The organism is Streptomyces sp. NPDC101152 (assembly GCF_044768275.1).
GTDB lineage: Bacteria > Actinomycetota > Actinomycetes > Streptomycetales > Streptomycetaceae > Streptomyces.
In genome coordinates this window covers 25,141-43,454 of sequence record NZ_JBIWPO010000004.1, presented here as the reverse complement: position 1 = coordinate 43,454, position 18,314 = coordinate 25,141, and the positions used below count along the sequence as shown (strand labels likewise).

Below are 18,314 nucleotides of genomic sequence, written 5' to 3'. Positions count from 1 at the left end.
TACGCGGTGGGTGCACCTGTACCTCCAACGGATCGTCAACTCTGTCCGAACGGCGCGGTCTCCCAGAACCGCGCGAACGACTTCTCGACACGCTCGTGCGTGTAGAGCGGTCGCAGCTGATCCCACGCCTCCTGCTGACGCCGCCGGACACCGTCGAGGTCGGTCCGGCACATCTCGAGGAAACGGGTGACCGAGCCGACCGTGGGTTCGACGTCGTCCACGCACCCGTGATGGAAGAGTTCGGCGCAGCCGGGGGAGCGGGTCCCCGCCACGGCGCAGCCCGCCTGCAGGGCCTCGAGCAGCACGAAGGGGAGTCCTTCCGTCCAGCGGGCCGGAAGGACGAACACGTCCACGGCGGACCAGAAGGCGGGGACGTCCGCCGGCTGGAGCACACCGAGGTCGCGGTCCACGCAGTGCATCCGGGAGCGCGGCACGTCCCGACGCATCCCGGCGGCGGAGAACTCCACGGCGGCGCCGGAACGCCTCATCCGGTCCACCGCGTCGCACAGGAGGTCGAAGCCCTTGGCCCGGCACATCGTGCCGAGCCATCCGACGCGCAAGGGCCGTGCAGCACTCGGCGCAGGCGTGATCGGGTGGGGGGGACGTGCGCCGACTTCGGGAGGAGCCCCCAGTACCGGGTTCCGGATCACCGTCACCGATCCCGTACGGCAGCCACTGGCCTTCAGCTCCGCGGCCACGTACTCGCTCAGGACGATCCAGTGCGCTCCGCTCAGCGCCTTCCGCAGTACCGGGGCGCCGGAGAGCTTGGCCGGTAGCTGGGCGCCGTGAAGGTGGAGTACCGGAGCGGACCCGGTCGCCTTGGCGAGCGCGACGACGAGGACGTCCCGCAGGAGGGGGAGCCCCCACTGGGAGATCGGCAGATAGACGGCGTCGGGGGAGTCCCTGACCAGTACCCGCGCGCACTGCCGCAGGGCCGATGCCGTGGTGCCGATCTTCGACGCCCAGGACGCCTCGAAGGAATCGGACGTGCGTTCCGCCGAAAGGGAGACAACGGCCGGGACGTGGCACAGGCTTCTGAGAACGGGGGTGAAGAACTCGGCGGCCCTGCCCATGCCGCCTAGCCCCGCGCTGTGCCTCAACGCCAGGACGGTCGGCGTCGAGCGGCGCCGGGGACTCCTTGGGCGGATCGGGAACATGACCCCGTCTTTCTGTGCGGACCGGAACGAGCAAAGCGAAAGATTCCCGGAAACGGGATAACCATGGAAAAAGTCCGGGATGTAACGGCATCATGCGTGCGCCGCAGGATCCAGTGCGACACGTTGGCATCCTGTTCTTCATAGGATATGGCGATGCTGAATACGAAGACTCGTGAAGCGGGTGTTCCGTGTTCCGTGCCGGGGCGTGATAAAAGGTGCTTCTACGTTGACGAAAGGGGTGCCATAAATGACGCCGGGCGACACCGAGCAGTTGTTCTGGCTTGCCTCCGCCGGAGTGTGCGCCGCAGGTGTCCTGCTTCTGGTGACCGGTGTCCGTGGGGCGGTCTGGTTTCTGTGGGCCGCTTGCCTGGTGCCGCTTTTCCTGCTGGGCAGGAGCTATGCGGCGGTGGGTGTCGCGCCGCTGTATCTCATGGACTCTCTTGCCGCCCTCGCGTTGCTCGCGTCGACCGGCACCTGGGCGCCCCGGGCCTTCTCGGAAGAGCGGTTGCGAGGATTCCGCTGGGTCGCGCTGCTTCTGGCAGCGGTCACCGTGCCCGCGGTGTGGCGAGGAGTAGCGGCGGAATATCCCGACCCCCTCAAGGGCGTCATTCTCGGCCTGTATCCCGTCGTCGGCTGGCTCGCGGCGACCTGGCTGCTGACCCGGACGGACCGGGACTTCGTCCGTCTGCGCTGGGTCCTGTACGTGCCGGCCCTCGGCGTGCTGGTGCAGATGGTCTGCCACATGCCGATGACATCCGCGGCTTCGGGGCTGTATCTGGCGATCGCGGGAGCGTTCGGTGTCCGCATGCGCCATCTCGGCGACAGCCGACCGTTGGTCGCGACACTCCTGGGACTGGCCCTGCTCACAGCCATCGACAGCAAGCGCGGCCCCCTGCTGGCAGTACTCGCCGCCATGGTCGCGACGTCCCTCGCCGTCCGAGCGGGCGGCGCGCGCCTCGGCCGCTGGCCGGTCCTGACGTGGTCCGTCGTCGTACTCGGGCTGGTGGCGGCCGTCTGCTTCTCCACGCCGCAGGACCGTGGTGCGGACATGCCGGTGGTGGGCGGCCTGATCAGCCGGCTGGAGGCCGGCGCCCAGGACTCCGACAGCGAAGCCGCCAACAACGTCGGACTCCGTTACGCGATGTGGCGAGCCGCTCTGAAGGAGGCGGACCGGGAGCCGCTTCTGGGGGCGGGCGCGGGACGTCCGATCGACGTGACGGGCGAGGGATATCAGCTGCACGATCCCCGCTCGGGTCCTCACAACTCGTTCGTCGGATACATCTACTACCTGGGGTGGCCCGCCGGAATCGGTCTCGTGCTCCTGGTCGCCGCGACGCTGCGCCGGACCTGGCGGGCACGCCGTCACCCGGTCGCCGCGGCCTGGTTCGGTGTGACCGTCGGGGTCTGCCTCACCGCCTTCACCAACGTCGCGTTGGAGGCCACCTTCATCGGCCTGCCGTCGTGGCTGGCGCTCGCCTGCGCCTACGCACTCGTCGGGGTCCCACGGCAGCAGAAGACCGGCACCGGGCGCGCGCTCGCGGTCGGCGGCCACCGCCTCCCCGTCCATCGCCGCTCTGCCGCCGCAACCGGGCGCCCACTGCCTTCCGCGGCGGTGCCCGCCTGGTCCTGATCCGGCGCACGGTCGCCCGAGCACCAGCGCGTCACATCCCCCTCTGGACAACCGAGCACAGCGCCCCAGGGACGCGTGCGGAGACAGCAGGAGTTACCCGTGCTTGAGCCGGACATCAAGGAGTTCTGGTCCGCCCACCCGTGCGGCGACAACCTCTTCGGCAGCCCGAGAGGCGACGAACGACAGGACTACGAGAAGTTCTTCACGCACTACGACACCGCCAAGTACCGCCTCGAACACCACATCCCGGCATGTCTGGACCGGCTGAACGTCTCTGGTCGGCGCCTTCTGGAGATCGGGCTGGGACAGGGCTCGGAAGCCGAGCTGCTGATCCGGCGAGGCGCCCGGTGGACGGGAGTCGACCTGACCGAGACGGCGGTCAGGAGAACAGGAATCCGGCTCGCCCTGCGCGAGCTGCCGCACGACGGGCTGCACCGGGCGAGCGTTCTGGAACTGCCGTTCCCGGACGCGAGTTTCGACGTCGTCTTCAGTCACGGGGTGCTCCACCACGTCCCCGACGTCCATCGGGCCCAGAGGGAGATCCACCGCGTTCTGAAGCCCGGGGGGGAGCTGGTGGTCATGCTGTACGCCCGCTGGTCGCTCAACTACCTGCTCTCGATCGGGGTGTTGCGGCGAGCCGCGCTCCTGGTCGCCCACCCCCTGGCGCGGTTGGGTGCGCTACCCGGGCCGAAGGGGCTCCTCGATGCCCATCTGGACAACGCCCGCAGGACGGGGCTCGTCCGCTATCTGCGGATGCGGGAATTCGTCCACAGCAACACCGACGGCCCGCACAACCCGTATTCGCGGGTCTACGACGTGCGGCGCGTCCGGCGGGACTTCCCCGATTTCGACGTCCGTCACGCCGAGAAGCATTTTCTGCACGCCCCGCCGCTGCCCGTTCACGGACTCGGCGGCGGCAGAACGCTGGGCTGGCACTTGTGGGTGCGGTTGACACCGCACGCCCGTTGACCGGAGACCGGTTGGGAACGGACGCGACATGGAGCGCGACATGACACGCAGGGAGCCACCACGCGTCCCCGTGTCGAGGATCCCGTCCCCGCTGCGCGGAGAGGCCTCGCTGGCCGTTCTCGGCGTTGTGGGCGGGGCGACGACAGCGCTTCTGGGGTCGCTCCTGGTGGCGCGGTTCCTCACGCCGATCGAGCGGGGCCACTACGCGTCCATCGTGGTGTTCTCCACCCTTGCCCTGACGTGTCTCGAGATGGGCGGTGAGGTGGGGGTCGTCCGAGGCCTCGCGGACACGCGGGGGGAAGGGATGTCGTTCGCCGCCGGTTACCTCGCCTGGACGCTGCTTGCCTCGGCGTCGGTGGCGGTCGCCGCGTTCGCGGTCTGTCACTGGGTGATTTCCTGGATGCGGCCGGGGTGGCCTCTTCCGCTCTGTGCCACCGCCGCCGTCTACGGCGGACTGGTGTTCCGGCTGACGGCCGGGACACTGGTCAGCGCCGGCCTGCTGCGCCGGCTGATCACGGCACGGACCCTCGGGAACTGTGGCCCGGTCCTCGGCTGTCTGCTCTGCGTTCCCCTGGGGCTCACGTCCGCACTGGAGGTGGCCACGGTGTCGTTCGTCGCGCAGGCGGTGGTGAACTCCTTCCTCCTGCTTCGCCTCACCTGTCCGGGAAGACCGCGGTCTGCGTCCGCCAGGCGCGGAAGGGGGAGGGCGGCGTGGCACCGGAACCTGTCTCTCGTCTGGTGCCGAGGGAACGTGGATCTGCACGTCCTCAACGGGTCCACCTACGTCCTGCAGCGCTCCGACCAGATGGCGCTCTCCGTTCTCGGAGCGGACCGGACTCTCGGGACCTACGCCATCGCCACCAATGTCTCCGAGGTCGTCAGTTACCTCCCCGCGGCGCTCTTTCCCCTCGTCTCGCGGGGGCGCCCGGGCCACCCGGTCGAGTTGCGCAGGATCCTGGTGCTGCTCGCCGTCTGCGTCGGGGCCTTCACTCCGCTGGCCTACTTCGGGGTGCCCCTTCTCTACGGTGAGGCGTACCGGGCCGCGCAGCCCGCGGTCCTGCTTCTGGTACCGGCCACGGCCGTCCTGGCGGTGGGGCGCCTCTTCCAGGGCGTCGAGCTTCGTGACGCCGGACGACGCAGGCGCTTGGCGGTGATCGCCGTGGCGGCCGCGGCGACGGAGTTCGCCGCCGTGTCCCTGTTCGGCAAAGCCGGGCCCGGGGCAGCTGCCCTCGCCTGCGCGGCGGGCTACGCGGTCTTCACCGTGTGGATCGCGCTGTCCCGTACGACGACGTCCCGGCGCGCCCGGCCCGTGAGGGGCACCGCGCCGGTGCAGGCCGGCGCGGCGCCCCTCACGGGCACGGACGTGGTCGAGGGCCGACAGGACTGAACGCGGTGTCCCTGCGCCGGGACGCTCAGTTCCGGGCCAGCAACTCGACGAAGGGCGCGTCGGGCCGGCAGGCGGCGAAGTTGTAGCCCCGGGTCGGATCGACCTTGACCGCGGCGATCTCCCGGATGGTCAACGGGCGGCGTCTGCCCGGCGACATGACCGTCATCCCCATGTCCAGGAAATGGCGGCTGACCTTGCAGGAGGGGTCCGAGCCGTGGTCCTCGAACAGGAAGACGACATCGCGTTCGGCCAGGGTCTCCTTCGCGCCTTCGACGGCCGGGATCTCGGCGCCTTCCACATCCAGCTTGACCACGACGGGTCCGGTCAGCCCGGCGCAGTGGCGTCGTACGAGCGTGTCGACGGTCACCGATGAGACATCGAACGACCGCCACCCGTCCCGGCCCGCGTCCGCGTCCCTTTCGCACACGGACGCCGCCGCGTGGCACAGATGGTGGCCGACGATGGAGAGCGAGGAGTCGTCCTGTCTCCAGAGGGCGGCGTGTACCGCGCTGATTCCCCCGCCGTTCAGGGCGATGTTGTCCGTCAGCCGGTGGAAGGTCTCCGGGCTCGCCTCCACCGCCACCACGCGTCGGGCCCGGTGGCGGGTCAGCACCGACCAGAAGCCGATGTTGGCGCCACAGTCCAGGAAGAGCGCCTCGGGTGTGAGCACTCTGTCGAGCATGTCCCCGATCTCCGGCTCATAGGCGAAACCGGGATCCAGCAGCTTCGTCCAGTAGCCGTCGTCGAGGTACACGTACAGTCGCGAGTCCTCGCCGAGACGGACGGTGACCCGGTTGTTCCGGTCGAAGTGCTTGGACAACATCCACGTCAGGCGCTGAACGCCCCGATGGCCAACCGGCCTGGCGGCTCGCGCGAGCAGTTGGACGGCGGCCGCCTGGAGACGGGCCGCCGCGCTGCCGTGAACCGTGACCCTGCCCGATCTCACGCGGTCCGTACGGTGTCCCGTCCTCTTGCTTGCGTTGTTTTCGCAGGTATCGGCCTCGGTGCGACTCATACGCGAAACGTATCCGCGGGCAGGTCCATGGTTACCCGAGATGGTCGGACGCACGCATTCGATTCACGCTTTCGGCGGGAAAAGCCGATTTTTCAAACGAGCGGCCGGTCGTCGAACGCGAACCCGGCGGCCACGGTTACATTGACTCCCGCCGACGCGGACGACGAGTGTTCAAGTCGCTCCACCTCCCGAAGGAGTATCCCGCCGATGCCGGTCAAGAGTTTTCGGACACTTCACGGAATCCGCGGGGTTGCGGCACTGTGTATTGTCATTCTGCACTCCCCGCGGTTGTTCGGACCGGCGCCGGTCTTCCTGGCGCTGGCCGTCGATCTCTTCTTCGCGCTGAGTGGCTTTGTTCTGGCCCATGCCTACGAGGATCGTCTCCGCCGCGGGATGACCCCTCTGGCGTTCCTGCGCCAGCGCTGGGCGCGACTGTACCCGCTCTATGCCGTGGGATTTCTCCTCGGTGTCGTGCACGCGGTGTTGTGCATCACCTACAATTCGCCCACGGAACATTGGAGTTGGAGGGAGCTGTACATCGCCCTTCCGTTTGCGGCCTTCATGCTTCCCGTGCCGGCGGTTCAGGGGCTGTTCCCTCTCAACGGGCCGATGTGGTCGATCTTCTTCGAGCTGCTCGCCAACCTTCTCTGGGTCGCGTTCTGGCGGCCACTGCAATCCGTCAGGATTCTTTTCGGTACGGTTTTGGTGTGCGGCGGACTCTACGTCTGTGCCCTGATGTACGTCGAAGCCCCGGCGTTGGGCCTTACCTGGACGACCTTCCCCGGGGGGCTGGCGCGGGTGTGTTACTCCTTCGGCGCGGGCCTGCTGGTCCACCGTCTGAGACCCAGGCTGCGCACGCCGAGGGTTCCACCGTTGATGTTGATGGGCGTGCTGCCGGTCATGGCGCTCTTCAGGCCCGGCCCGATCGTGCAACTGCTGTCCGTGCTGCTGGTGTTTCCGCTCGTTGTCCTGCTCGGCGCGGGAAGCGAGCCGAGGGCAGCCACCCAGGGCATCTACGCATCACTGGGCAAGGCGTCCTACTGCGTGTACGTACTGCACCGCCCGTTGGCAGCTCTTCTGTATGCGGCCGCCCTGCAGTTCGCCGGATGGCGGCTCGAAGCCATCGCTCCATGGGGCGGACTGCTCTTCCTGGCAGGGCTGGTGGCGGCAGGCCTCGTCCTCACGGACGTGTTCGAAACACCGGCACGACGATGGCTGACCCGCCGTCTGAGTGGAAAGCGCGAGGAACCGGTACGCATCCCGGTCGGCGGTGGTGTGCCACGTGATCGTGTCGGGGAGGACCGCCCGGCAGCCGTACAGGCGCAGGCCTCGGAGCGCTCCATGTGAAGGAGGTCGCAACTCCGAAGGTGGTGGCCGGACCGTCGGCACGGCGCGCTTGCCGGGCGACGGGTGTCCTTCCGGTCCAGTCTATGAGATGCCTCCTGCGTTCTCGCCGGACCGCAAGAGACCGGTTCACCTGTGGCAACCTCCGAAAGGAAATTCTCCCGGTGTTCTCCACTGTCTGTGTCATCGGCCTCGGCTACATCGGCCTCCCCACCGCCGCCGCCCTCGCCACCAACGGGATCGATGTCGTCGGCGTCGACGTCAACCCGGTCACCGTCGACCTCATCAACGCCGGTCGCGCCCCTTTCGTCGAACCGGATCTGGCGGTGGCCGTCAGCGGCGCCGTGGCGATGGGACGGCTGCGCGCGACGACCGCGCCCGAGCCCGCGGACGCCTTCGTCATCGCCGTACCCACCCCGCTGGAGGAGGACCGCACGGCGGACCTGTCGTACGTGCGCAGCGCCGCGGCGTCGGTGGCGAAGGTCCTGAAGGCGGGTGACCTCGTCATCCTCGAGTCCACATCTCCCCCCGGCACCACCGTGGAGCTGTCCCGCTGGCTGGGCAAGCACCGCCCCGACCTGACGTTCCCCCACGAGGGCGGGGACGCGCCCGACGTGCGCGTCGCGCACTGCCCCGAACGGGTCCTGCCGGGGCGGACCATGATCGAGATCGTGACGAACGACCGGGTGATCGGCGGCGTGGGAGAGGGCTGCGCCGACCGGGCGCGCACTCTCTACGAGGTGTTCGCCAAGGGGGAGTGCCTGCTCACCGACGCCACGACGGCGGAGATGGCCAAGCTCAGCGAGAACGCCTTCCGCGATGTCAACATCGCCTTCGCCAACGAGCTGTCCATGGTCTGCGACCACCTCGGCATCGACGCCGGCGACGTCATCGCCCTGGCCAACCGGCACCCCCGGGTCGACATCCTGCGCCCGGGGCCGGGCGTCGGCGGCCACTGCATCGCCGTGGACCCCTGGTTCATCGTCGGCACGGCGCCCCGGCAGTCGAGGCTCATCCGGCTCGCCCGCGAGGTCAACGACGACCGGCCCGACTACGTGCTCGGCGAGGTCGTCCGGACGGCCGAGAGGTTCAAGGACCCCGTGATCGCGTGTCTCGGCCTGGCCTTCAAGGCGAACATCGACGACCTGAGGGAGAGCCCCGCCCTGCACATCGTCACGCAACTGGCGGAGCGGCAGGTCGGTCGGCTGCTGATCGCGGAGCCCCACATCAGGGAGCTGCCGGCGTCACTGGCACACGGCGGGGCCGAACTCGTCGACGTCACCACCGCCGTGCGGGACGCGGACCTCGTCGTGCTGCTCGTGGACCACGACGTCTTCCGTTGCGTCAAGCGGACCGCGCTGCGCGGCAAGGCCGTGTTCGACACCCGCGGCCTCTGGCGCTGACGGGGAACCGCCCGCGGAGTCCGGCACCCGGCCGAACTCCGCGGGGCGCCCGCACAGCCCCATCCAGTGCCCGATCGCCCGTACGGTACGGTCCGCGGCCCGCCCGTCGCCGTACGGGTTGACGGCCCGCGCCATCGAGGCGTAGGCCTCCCGGTCGTGCAGCAGCAGGCGCACCTGTTTCACGATGTCTGCGCGGTCGGTCCCCACCAGGCGGCTCGTACCGGCCCGGACGGCCTCGGGACGCTCCGTGGTGTCCCGCATGACCAGCACCGGCTTGCCCAGGCCCGGCCCCTCCTCCTGGATGCCGCCGCTGTCGGTCAGGATCAGGTGGGACCGGTCCATCAGCCGGGCGAAGGCGCCGTACGCGAGCGGTTCCGTCAGTCGTACGTTTCCGATGCCCCCCACGTAGGGCAGGATCGCCGCCCGTACCACCGGATTCGGGTGCAACGGGAACACGATGAGCAACTCGGGCTCGGTACGGGCCAGATCGGCGAGGGCGCCCCCGATGGACTCCATTCCGCTCCCCCACGATTCACGGCGGTGGGCCGTCACCAGCAGGACCCGGCGGGTGGTGTCGTCGAGGTCGGCCAGTGCCGCGTCCCCGAAGTGCGTCTTCTGCTCGACCGCCCAGTGCAGGGCGTCGATGACCGTGTTCCCGGTGACCACGACGGACGCCGGGGGAACACCGTCCCGGAGCAGGTTGTCCCGCGCGTGCCAGGTGGGTGCCAGATGGAGGGACGCCAACTGGGTGGCGAGCCGGCGGTTGATCTCCTCGGGGAAGGGGGAATACCGGTCGTCGGTGCGCAGCCCCGCCTCCAGGTGGACCACCGGGACCTGGTTGTAGAAGGCGGCGAGAGCGCCGGCGAAGGCGGTCGTCGTGTCCCCCTGGACCAGCACCGCGTCCGGACGCTCGCACCGCAGCAGGGGGCACAGCCCGTCGAGGACACGCATGGTGATGTCGGTGAGGGACTGACCTTCGCTGAGGATGTCCAGGTCGTGGTCGGCGCGGATGCCGAACAGCGCGTGCACCTGGTCGAGCAGGCTCCGGTGCTGGGCGGTCACGGTCACTGTCGGCCGGAACAGCGGGGAGCGGTTGAGTGCCTCGATGACGGGGGCCATTTTGATGGCCTCAGGTCTGGTTCCGTAGACGACCATCAGTCGATTCACCCGAAGTCTCCTTCCGAGCGGCGCCGGACCGCATTCGGGGCGGGCCACCGGGGGTCGATTTCCCCCGAGCGGAAGTTCCGCTCTCCGGCCACCAGCGAAGCGGTCTTCCGCGGCCATGCCCGCTATGCCCCAGGCATCTTCACCCACGCGTATGGAGATGTTGGTCCGTCTGGTCCGCTCCGCGGGAGAGGCGCACGTTCCGCCGGACGGTCCTCCCTACAGTGCGCCGTGACCCGCGCTTCCCCTTCAGTAAGGCAGGAAATGAAAACTGTCCTCCTGTCCCCGCGTACCGGCGCCATCACGGTGGGAGAGATCCCCGCCCCCGAAGCAGCCGCCGGGACGGTGGTGATCCGCAACGACTGGTCGCTCATCAGCGCGGGTACGGAGCGGGCCACCGTCTCGACCGGTGCGCAGAGCCTGATCGGCAAGGCGCGGCAGCGGCCCGAACAGGTGGCGCAGGTGATCGACAGCGTGAAACGGGCGGGCCTCGCCGACACCTACCGCACCGTGAAGGACCGCCTGGAACGTCCGATGCAGCTCGGATACTCCTGCGCGGGCACGGTCCTGCGGACGGGCGAGGGGGTGGACGACATCCGCCCCGGGATGCGGGTCGCCGCCGCCGGGGCCCGCTACGCGGCGCACGCGGAGATCGTCGCGGTGCCCCGCAACCTCGTGGTTCCCGTGCCGGACGGCGTGGACACCCAGTGGGCCGCCTTCGCCACGGTCGGCGCGATCGCGCTCCAGGGCATCCACCAGGCCGAGGCCGTGCCGGGCTCACGGATCGCTGTCGTCGGCCTCGGCCTGGTCGGCCAGATCACGCTCCAACTGCTGCGCGCCTACGGGTACGACGGACTGGGTGTCGACCCCGACCCCGCCATGGTGGCGCTTGCCGGGTCGGCCGGCCTCGTGGCCTTCCCCCGTGCGACGGACGGCCTGTCCGACGTCGTCTCCCGGCACTGGGCGGGTGCCGGTGCGGACGCGGTGCTCGTCACCGCGGCCACCCCCAGCTCCGACCCCGTCGAGTTCGCCGGCCGTCTCGCCCGCGACCGCGCGACCGTGGTGGTCGTCGGGGACGTCAACGTCGCTCCGCCGCGGTCGTCGTACTACCACAAGGAGTTGTCGATCCGTTATGCGCGCTCCTACGGCCCCGGCCGGTACGACCGCCGCTTCGAAGAGGGGGGCCACCCCTACCCCGAGGGCTATGTCCCGTGGACGGAGCGTCGCAACCTCGCGGAGGTGCTCCGGCTTCTTGCGGCGGGTGCGGTGGACTTCGCCCGGCTCGAACCGCGGGTCTTCCCGCTCGAGGACGCGGCCGAGGCGTACGAGGCGCTGAAGCCGTCGCCCGACGGACGCAGCGTCGCCCTGCTCCTGCGCTACCCCGGATCCGCGCAGCTCCCGCCCCAGCCGGCCGCGCCGACCGGCTCTCGCGTGTGGACCGCGCCCCGGAGCACGCTGCGGGTCGCGGCGATCGGCGCGGGCAACTTCGCGACGAGGACGCTCTTTCCCGAGCTGGAACGCGAGCCCCGCGTCGCGTTCTCGTGGATCGCCAGCGGGCGGGGCCTGTCCGCCGCGCACCAGGGTCGGCGGTGGCGTTTCCTCACCGTCGCGGAGAGTGCCGAGGCGGGCCTCGCCTCGGGCGCCGCGGACTGCGTGATGGTCCTCAGCCGCCACGACAGCCACGGCCGCTACGCGGCGCGGGTGCTGCGCAGCGGTGCCGCCCTGTACTGCGAGAAGCCCCTGGGCCTCACGGAGATCGAGCTGGAGAACCTCGCGGACGCGTGGCAGTCCGCCGGCGCCCCGGCGATGGCCGGGTTCAACCGGCGGTTCGCCCCGGCGATGCGGGACCTGCGCGCCGCGCTTCCGGCGGGAGCGCCCCTCCAGATCGTCTACCGGGTGTTCGCGGGCCGGCTTCCGGCCGAGCACTGGTACTTCGACCCCCGGCAGGGCGGCCGGCTGCTCGGCGAGATGTGCCACTTCATCGACGCCGCGGGCTTCCTGGTCCCCGGGCGGCCGGCCGCGGTGCAGGCCGTCGGCGTGGACGCGCGGGACCCGGCCGTCGCGCAGAGCGTCACCCTCCAGCTCACCTACGACGACGGCTCGGCCGCGTCCATCGTGTACGGGGGACTGACCCCGTCCGGTGCCCCCAAGGAACTCCTGGAAGTGGCCACCGACGGGATGGCGGCCAGGATCGAGGACTTCGGCTCGCTCACCGTGTGGAAGGGGGGCCGGCCGACCACGACGAACTACCGTGGCGCGCCCAAGGGGCACGCGGCCGAGATGCGGGCTCTGGTGCGCCTGGTCCGCAACGACCCACTGGACGAGAAGACCGCCGCCGCCGCTGACTTCCCCTCGGCGCTGTGGAGTTCCCTCGTCGCGTGTCGTGCGGCCCGCTCGCTCACCGAGGACCGCGCCATGGAGGCCGCCCCCTCCACACCGGCCCTGGCCAGGGCTCTGGGGTGCCTGCCGTCTCCTTCCGCCCCCGCGGCCGCGAGGGCGGAAGGAGACGGGCAGGCGTTGGGTGGTCCCCTCGCGGCCACGGGGGCGATCTGATGTGCGGCTTCGTCGTCCTGCTGAACAGGCCCGTCCCGCACTGGCCGTCCCGCCCGGACCTGTGCACGGCACTCGGGCACCGCGGCCCCGACGCGAGCGGACACATGGACCTCGACGGGGGGAACTGGCACGCGGAGCTGCACTTCCGCCGCCTGGCCGTCGTGGACCTGGACCCCAGGAGCGACCAGCCCTTCGGCTCCCCGGAGCGGGGCGTGATGGTCTACAACGGCGAGATCTACAACGCCCCGCAGCTGCGCGCGGTGCTGCGAAGGCGGCAGGTGACGTTCGCCACCGAGGGCGACACCGAGGTCCTCTACGAACTGCTGCTGCAGCCGGACGCGCCGAGGCTCCTCGACCAGGTCGACGGCATGTTCGCCTTCACCCTCGTCATGCCCGACGGTGAGGTGCGCTACGGGCGGGACCGACTGGGCGTCAAACCGTTGTACGAGGCGTCCGACAGCGCGGGGCGCCTGGTCGCGCTCGCCAGCGAGATCGAACCGCTGCGAGCCGCCGGGCTGACCGGCGACGCCGACGCGGTCGCGGTGGCGCAGGGAGCCATGTTCCTGTGGACGCCGCCACCGCGGACCGGCTGGCAACGGGTGCGGGCCGTGTCGGCCGGGACGGTGCTGTCGCGGGGCCCTGCGGGGTATGACGAGGCGTCACCCTGGTGGGAGACCGGTGCTGTCCCACCCGCGGAGGACATCGGTGCCGCGGTCCGCGAGTCGGTCGCCCGACAGGTGCGTGCCGACGTGACGGTGGGGCTGTTGCTCAGCGGAGGGCTGGACAGCAGCTGGCTGGGCGTGGAGATGGTCCGGGAAGGCTTCACCGGACCCGCACTCGCCGCCCGGACGAGAAACACCTCGGCCACCGCGGAGCCGTTCGAGGACGACGCCCCCTACGCCGCGCGGGTCGCCCGGCGACTGGGTCTGCCGCTGACGTGGGTCGACCTGGACGTCGACGTCCTGCGCCGGATCCCGGAGCTGGTCACCACCATGGAGGTCCCTTTCGGCGACCCGGCCGCCGTGGCCCTCATGCAGCTCTCCCGCGCCGCACGCGATGAGGCCACCGTGCTGTTGTCGGGGCTGGGGGTCGAGGAGTTGTTCCTCGGGTACGAGCGCTACCAGGCCGTGTTGCTGCTGCAGCGGCTCCCCGCGTGGGCGCGCCCCGCCCTCGGCGCCACCGCCGTCGTTCCCCGGCCCCGGCGCTACCGCGCCCGCGCGGACAAGTTCGGGCGGCTGCTCCAGCTCGGCCCCCGCGACTGGTCGTGGGCGACACAGGCGTACTACTCCGGGCGGGAGTGGGCGGCGCTGTCGCCGCTCGTCGGTCTCGACGCGGTCACCGGGCGGCACCGAGAGGTGGCGGGCGGCGTGCTCGACGCGGGCGGGACGCCCCTCGCGGCGCTGGCCGAGTGCGACCGGCGGCTGTTCCTGCCGGGGCTGAACCTGCTGTACGGCGATCGTGCGTCGATGCGTGCGAGCGTGGAGCTGAGGGTGCCGTTCCTGGGGGAGCCGGTGGTGGCCGCCGCCCGCGGCGCCGTCGCGGAGGAACAGCTGAGGCTGGGCGACGGCAAGGCGCGCTTCCGCGCGGCGGCGGTGGCGGCGGGCGTGCCGGAGTTCGTCGCCCGGCGTCCCAAGACGGGATTCGGAGCGCCGGTGCGGTCACTGCTGCGCGAACACGGCGGCCGTCTGTGGACCGAGGTGCGGCGCTCCCCGTTGTTCGACGACGTCTTCGACCGGCGGACCGCCGACCGGCTCGTCGCCGAACACGTGCAGGGCAGGCGTGACCGCGGGCTGGCGGTGTTCGGGCTGTTCTGTGCGGCCGTGTGGTGGGAGCGGAACGCCGCGGGAGGTCCGGGGCGTACCGCGGGCGTCCTGTCGGACTACGAGGCGGCTGCCGTCCGCTGACCGGTCGGGGCGGGGTGCCGTCCTGGCACCTCGCCCCCACCGCCCGGCAGTACGGCGTGCAGGGCGGTCAGCGCGTCCAGAAGGGGAGCGGCGCTCCACCGGGGCGACTCCCACAGAGCCCTGTTCCCCGGCGAGCCCTCGGTCCACCGGCCGGTGCCGAGGCCGGGGTAGCGGCCGGCGACGGCCGTCAGCACGGCGCGGGCGAAGTCGGGCCGGACGAAGCCGCGCCCGGCCGCCCAGGCCGCCATCCGTACCGCCGTCGCGTCGTTGTTCGGGTCCCGTCTGGTCCGGCCGTTCGCGAAGTACCGGGGAAGAGGGCCGTCGAACAGGTTCTGCAGGTAGTGATCCACCCCCCGTTCGAGAGGGGCCCGGACGTCCAGGCCGAGCAGCAGGGCGGCCTGTTCGAGGCGCAGCAGCACGTATCCGGTGTGGAAGCCGTCCACCCAGTCCAGTCGCGGGCCCCGTCCGTACGGCCACGAGCCGTCGGGGCGCTGACCGTCCAGACTCACCTCGACGGCACCGCGGGCGGCATCGGCCAGACGGCCGGCGAGGTCCTCGGGCAGGATCCCGGTGCAGGCCAGGCGGGCGGCGAGTGCGGCGCCCATGAGGTTGGCGTTGTGGACGAGGACGCCGCTGGTCGGTGTGTAGGTGAAGAACTCGCCGTTGTGCAGGTGCGCCAGCAGTCCGCGGGCGAGCGACCGCACGGCCCCGTCGTCCAGCGTTCCGGTGTCGAGACAGCCGTCCGCGCAGAAGGTCGTGGCGACCAGGTTCGGGACGGAGGCGGGGTAGTACGCCCAGCGGGTCTGCACGTCGAACTCGTAGCGCCACAGCCCGGCGTAGCGCCCGGACATCTGCTCGGCGGCCGTCCACCGGCCCAGACCGAGGGCGCGCTCTCGCCAGACCGGGAACGCGGAGAGCCGTGCGCAGGCGCCGGCCGCGGTTCCGGCGGCCGTGGCGGTGCGCAGGGGGCGGATGCCCAGGACCGGTCGCAGGTCGATCCGGCTGCGTTTGACGGTCTGCAGGAGCGCCTGTCGCAGCGCCCGGTGCACGGCCAGCCGTCCCAGTGGGCCGGTCAGCCCGTCGTACGGGTCGGGCCCCGCCCAGCCATGGGCGTCGGCCCACCGGAAGAGCCTCTCCGCCAGGGCGAGCACGTCCGTGTCTTCGGCACAGGGCTGGTGGGAACAGTCCCGGGACGATTGATCGGAGGGGATTCTCGACGGCATGGGTCCTCCCTGGAGGATCGCCGGTGCAGGTGGTGGGCGCCGGTGGTGGCCGGCGTGGAAGGGGGGAGCGGCATGGCCCCGGACCGGTCCGCAGCGCGGGCGCCGGCTGCTCAGTAGGCCCCGGTGCCGGCGACGACGGCGCGCGCCGTGCGGACGAGGATGCCGAGGTCGACGGAGGGAGACCAGTTGTCGACGTACCTGAGGTCCAGGGCGACCGTCTCGTCCCAGGACAGGTCGGAGCGGCCGCTGACCTGCCACAGCCCGGTGAGCCCCGGCTTGACGGCCAGCCTGCGCAGTTCCACTTCGTCGTAACCGGAGACCTCGTCGGGCAGCGGCGGTCGCGGACCGACCAGGGACATGTGTCCTCTCACCACGTTGAACAGCTGGGGCAACTCGTCCAGGGAGTAGCGGCGCAGCACCTGGCCGACGCGGGTGATGCGCGGATCGTGGCGGATCTTGAACATCCGGCCGTCCTGCTCGTTGCTTTCGGCCAGCCCGTGCCTCAGCCGCTCCGCGTTGGCGACCATGGTGCGGAACTTCACCATGGTGAAAGGCACTCCGCCGCGGCCCACGCGGGTCTGCCGGTGCACGGCGGGGCCGGGGGAGTCCAGCCGCACGGCGAGGGCCACCGCCGCGAGGACGGGGGCGAGCAGCAGGATCAGCAGTGCCGCGCCCAACCGGTCCGTCACCGACTTGAACAGCGCCGCAAGCCCCCGGTGCAGAGGTGGCGCCACGTTCAGCACGGTGAGCCCGGCCACGGACGAGACTCCGACCCGGTGTCTGGCCACGTCGGTCAGGCCCGGCACGACCACGAGCGGGCACTCCTCACCGTGCAGTGCCCACGACAGCCGCCGCAGACGCGGTCCGCCCAGGTGCGGTCCCGGGGCGACGAGGACCACGTCCACGTCGAGCCGCCGGGCGGCCTCCAGTACCGGGGCGGAGTCGGCCGACATACCTGGAGGTGCCTGCCGGTCGAGGCGGGCGGCGACCGGGGCCAGCGCTTGCGGGTCCTCGTCGCCGATCGGGCACACTCCGACGACGACGAACTCGTGGTCGGTCCGCTTCGCGAGGTGGTCCACCAGACCGTCGATGGCGCTGGCCTCCCCGATCACCAGGGTTCGGCGGATGGCCCGCCCGCCGCGGCGTCGGGCCGTCAGATGACGGTGGACCAGTTCGTACCCGACCGCGCTGAGCGGGGCGCAGGGCAGCAACGCGGCCAGGCAGAGGAGGAAGGGGGACTGCTCGCCCGTCACAGCCCGCGCCACCGCGAGCAGGCCGATCAGCACCAGCCAGTCCTGCAACGCGGGGCCGATGTTGTCGCCTTCACCCAGCCGGTGTTCGGTGTAGCGGGCCCGCGCACCGCGGACGAGCAGCCATGCCGTGGCCGACACCGCCGCGTGTGCGACGGCGTTCGTGCCGTTCATCCACAGGAATGCCAGGTAGACCGGTACGGCGGCGCCGACCGTGTCGCTGAGGACTGCGGCCGACGCGTACCAGAGAGGCTTGCCGGTGCGACGTGCGCCGGGTGGTGACGGTTTCCGGTTGTCCTGTGTCTGCGCAGGCCTCACCGCTGGTACTTCGGGCACGGTTTCCCCGAACAGCCGCATTTCCCCTCCAAGTAGGGTTAAAGGGACTGCTCGAGTCTGTAATGCCGTCCACGGGGGAACCGGGTGCGACGCTGCGTGGTGCGGAAGTCTCACCCGATGAGCAGAGCTTCATGCTTGGCGGGTACGCCCGTTCACCTGGCGGGGGCGAACACGACACGGAACATTCTGGGCCAGAACTTCCCGGTGATCAGGAACCGATCCGTCCCCGGAACGGCCGCGATGCCGTTCAGGGCGGACCCCGGGACGAGTTCGTCGGCGCGCAACAGGCCCGAGGCGTCGATGTTCGCCGTCACGGCGCCCGTGGCGGGATCGACGCGCACGATCCGGTCCGTGAAGAGCACGTTGGCGTACACGGCGTCGCCGACGCACTCCAGCTCGTTCAGCTCCGTCACAGGCCGGCCCTCCTGGGTCACGGTGACCTCGCCCGTCTTCGTGAGCGTGGCGGGGTCGCGGAAGGTCAGCCGTGACGAGCCGTCACTCGTCACCAGCCGGTGCCGTTCCCGCTGCAGGCATACCCCCCAGCCGTCGTCCGGGTACGGGACGCGGCGCAGTTCCGCGAGCGTCGCCGTGTCGCGCTCGATGGCGATCCGGTTCTGCCAGGTGAGCTGCCACAGAGTCCGGCCGAGCACGGTGATCCCCTCGCCGAACAGGGGCGCGGCCAGCGCCGCGCGGACCGTGGGCGGCTTGCCCGGAGGCCCGGCCAGCACCGAGGACCGGCCGGAGAGGCCGGTGTCCTCGTAGAGGGTGCCGCCGACCATTTCGAGGCCCTGCGTGAACGCCTGGGGATCGTGCGGCAGGGCCTCGATCACCTTGGCCCGCAGGTACTCGACCCGGTGCGCGACGATCTGCCGCCCACCGATGGCCCGGCTTGCGGACGCATCGGCGGAGGCGAGGCCTCCCGCCGCGCACGACGTGAGCAGCAGCGCGCCCGCGAGCACGGCCGCTCTCACTCGGCGGA

12 protein-coding genes and 1 pseudogene are annotated in these 18,314 nt (G+C 70.9%); 7 read left to right on the top strand and 6 right to left on the bottom strand.

What is annotated here, in order from left to right; all coding sequences use genetic code 11:
• Positions 1–35: 35 nt before the first annotated feature.
• Positions 36–1,100 carry a glycosyltransferase family 4 protein gene (locus ACIRVK_RS06520; protein WP_404244295.1) on the bottom strand — a complete coding sequence of 355 codons (1,065 nt, stop codon included), beginning with the start codon at positions 1,098–1,100 and terminating at the stop codon, positions 36–38.
• Positions 1,101–1,404: 304 nt separating this feature from the next.
• Between ACIRVK_RS06520 and ACIRVK_RS06515 the strand changes: the two genes are divergently transcribed.
• The 3 genes from ACIRVK_RS06515 (at position 1,405) to ACIRVK_RS06505 (ending at position 5,143) form a co-directional block, all read left to right on the top strand.
• Positions 1,405–2,787, top strand: coding sequence for an O-antigen ligase family protein (locus ACIRVK_RS06515; RefSeq protein ID WP_404244294.1), 1,383 nt, complete (start codon positions 1,405–1,407; stop codon positions 2,785–2,787).
• A gap of 99 nt (positions 2,788–2,886) precedes the next feature.
• On the top strand, positions 2,887–3,756 hold the full coding sequence (locus tag ACIRVK_RS06510) for a class I SAM-dependent methyltransferase (RefSeq protein WP_404244293.1): 870 nt from the start codon (positions 2,887–2,889) through the stop codon (positions 3,754–3,756).
• A 40-nt stretch (positions 3,757–3,796) separates the two neighbouring features.
• Positions 3,797–5,143 (top strand): lipopolysaccharide biosynthesis protein, encoded by a 1,347-nt coding sequence (locus tag ACIRVK_RS06505; RefSeq protein WP_404244292.1) that lies wholly within the window; start codon positions 3,797–3,799, stop codon positions 5,141–5,143.
• Between the two features lie 25 nt (positions 5,144–5,168).
• On the opposite strand, the gene ACIRVK_RS06500 is transcribed toward ACIRVK_RS06505, so the two are convergent.
• On the bottom strand, positions 5,169–5,966 hold the full coding sequence (locus ACIRVK_RS06500; RefSeq protein ID WP_404244291.1) for an FkbM family methyltransferase: 798 nt from the start codon (positions 5,964–5,966) through the stop codon (positions 5,169–5,171).
• Positions 5,967–6,365: 399 nt separating this feature from the next.
• Here ACIRVK_RS06500 and ACIRVK_RS06495 point away from each other — a divergent pair, with 399 nt between their 5' ends.
• Both ACIRVK_RS06495 and wecC read left to right on the top strand, forming a co-directional pair.
• Entirely contained in the window at positions 6,366–7,505 is a 1,140-nt protein-coding gene (locus tag ACIRVK_RS06495) for an acyltransferase family protein (protein ID WP_404244290.1), read from the top strand.
• Between the two features lie 83 nt (positions 7,506–7,588).
• A pseudogene (wecC, locus tag ACIRVK_RS06490) lies at positions 7,589–8,842 on the top strand (UDP-N-acetyl-D-mannosamine dehydrogenase); the annotation flags it as partial.
• Here wecC and wecB read toward each other — a convergent pair.
• Complete coding sequence (gene wecB, locus ACIRVK_RS06485; RefSeq protein WP_404244289.1) at positions 8,747–10,072, bottom strand: non-hydrolyzing UDP-N-acetylglucosamine 2-epimerase; 1,326 nt, start codon at positions 10,070–10,072, stop codon at positions 8,747–8,749. The pseudogene wecC and the gene wecB sit on opposite strands and share 96 nt — an antisense overlap.
• Positions 10,073–10,333: 261 nt before the next feature.
• Between wecB and ACIRVK_RS06480 the strand changes: the two genes are divergently transcribed.
• Both ACIRVK_RS06480 and ACIRVK_RS06475 read left to right on the top strand, forming a co-directional pair.
• A complete protein-coding gene (locus tag ACIRVK_RS06480; protein WP_404244288.1) occupies positions 10,334–12,622 on the top strand; it encodes a bi-domain-containing oxidoreductase in 2,289 nt (762 codons plus the stop codon).
• Entirely contained in the window at positions 12,622–14,526 is a 1,905-nt protein-coding gene (locus tag ACIRVK_RS06475; RefSeq protein ID WP_404244287.1) for an asparagine synthetase B family protein, read from the top strand. Before ACIRVK_RS06480 ends, ACIRVK_RS06475 begins: the two co-directional genes overlap by 1 nt.
• Here ACIRVK_RS06475 and ACIRVK_RS06470 read toward each other — a convergent pair.
• The 3 genes from ACIRVK_RS06470 to ACIRVK_RS06460 all read right to left on the bottom strand — a co-directional run bounded on the left by ACIRVK_RS06470 (position 14,502) and on the right by ACIRVK_RS06460 (position 18,306).
• On the bottom strand, positions 14,502–15,749 hold the full coding sequence (locus ACIRVK_RS06470; RefSeq protein ID WP_404244286.1) for a hypothetical protein: 1,248 nt from the start codon (positions 15,747–15,749) through the stop codon (positions 14,502–14,504). The two genes, ACIRVK_RS06475 and ACIRVK_RS06470, sit on opposite strands and share 25 nt — an antisense overlap.
• Before the next feature lie 110 nt (positions 15,750–15,859).
• Entirely contained in the window at positions 15,860–17,335 is a 1,476-nt protein-coding gene (locus ACIRVK_RS06465; protein ID WP_404244285.1) for an exopolysaccharide biosynthesis polyprenyl glycosylphosphotransferase, read from the bottom strand.
• Between the two features lie 152 nt (positions 17,336–17,487).
• Complete coding sequence (locus tag ACIRVK_RS06460) at positions 17,488–18,306, bottom strand: glutaminyl-peptide cyclotransferase (protein ID WP_404244284.1); 819 nt, start codon at positions 18,304–18,306, stop codon at positions 17,488–17,490.
• Between the last annotated feature and the right edge of the window lie 8 nt (positions 18,307–18,314).

Excerpts from the sequence above, each read along its gene's own strand:
- ACIRVK_RS06515 (WP_404244294.1), top strand. The coding sequence starts at position 1,405 with ATGACGCCGGGCGACACCGAGCAGTTGTTCTGGCTTGCCTCCGCCGGA.
- ACIRVK_RS06505 (WP_404244292.1), top strand. The coding sequence starts at position 3,797 with ATGACACGCAGGGAGCCACCACGCGTCCCCGTGTCGAGGATCCCGTCC.
- ACIRVK_RS06500 (WP_404244291.1), bottom strand. The coding sequence starts at position 5,966 with ATGTTGTCCAAGCACTTCGACCGGAACAACCGGGTCACCGTCCGTCTC.
- ACIRVK_RS06495 (WP_404244290.1), top strand. The coding sequence starts at position 6,366 with ATGCCGGTCAAGAGTTTTCGGACACTTCACGGAATCCGCGGGGTTGCG.
- ACIRVK_RS06480 (WP_404244288.1), top strand. The coding sequence starts at position 10,334 with ATGAAAACTGTCCTCCTGTCCCCGCGTACCGGCGCCATCACGGTGGGA.
- ACIRVK_RS06475 (WP_404244287.1), top strand. The coding sequence starts at position 12,622 with ATGTGCGGCTTCGTCGTCCTGCTGAACAGGCCCGTCCCGCACTGGCCG.
- ACIRVK_RS06470 (WP_404244286.1), bottom strand. The coding sequence starts at position 15,749 with ATGCCGTCGAGAATCCCCTCCGATCAATCGTCCCGGGACTGTTCCCAC.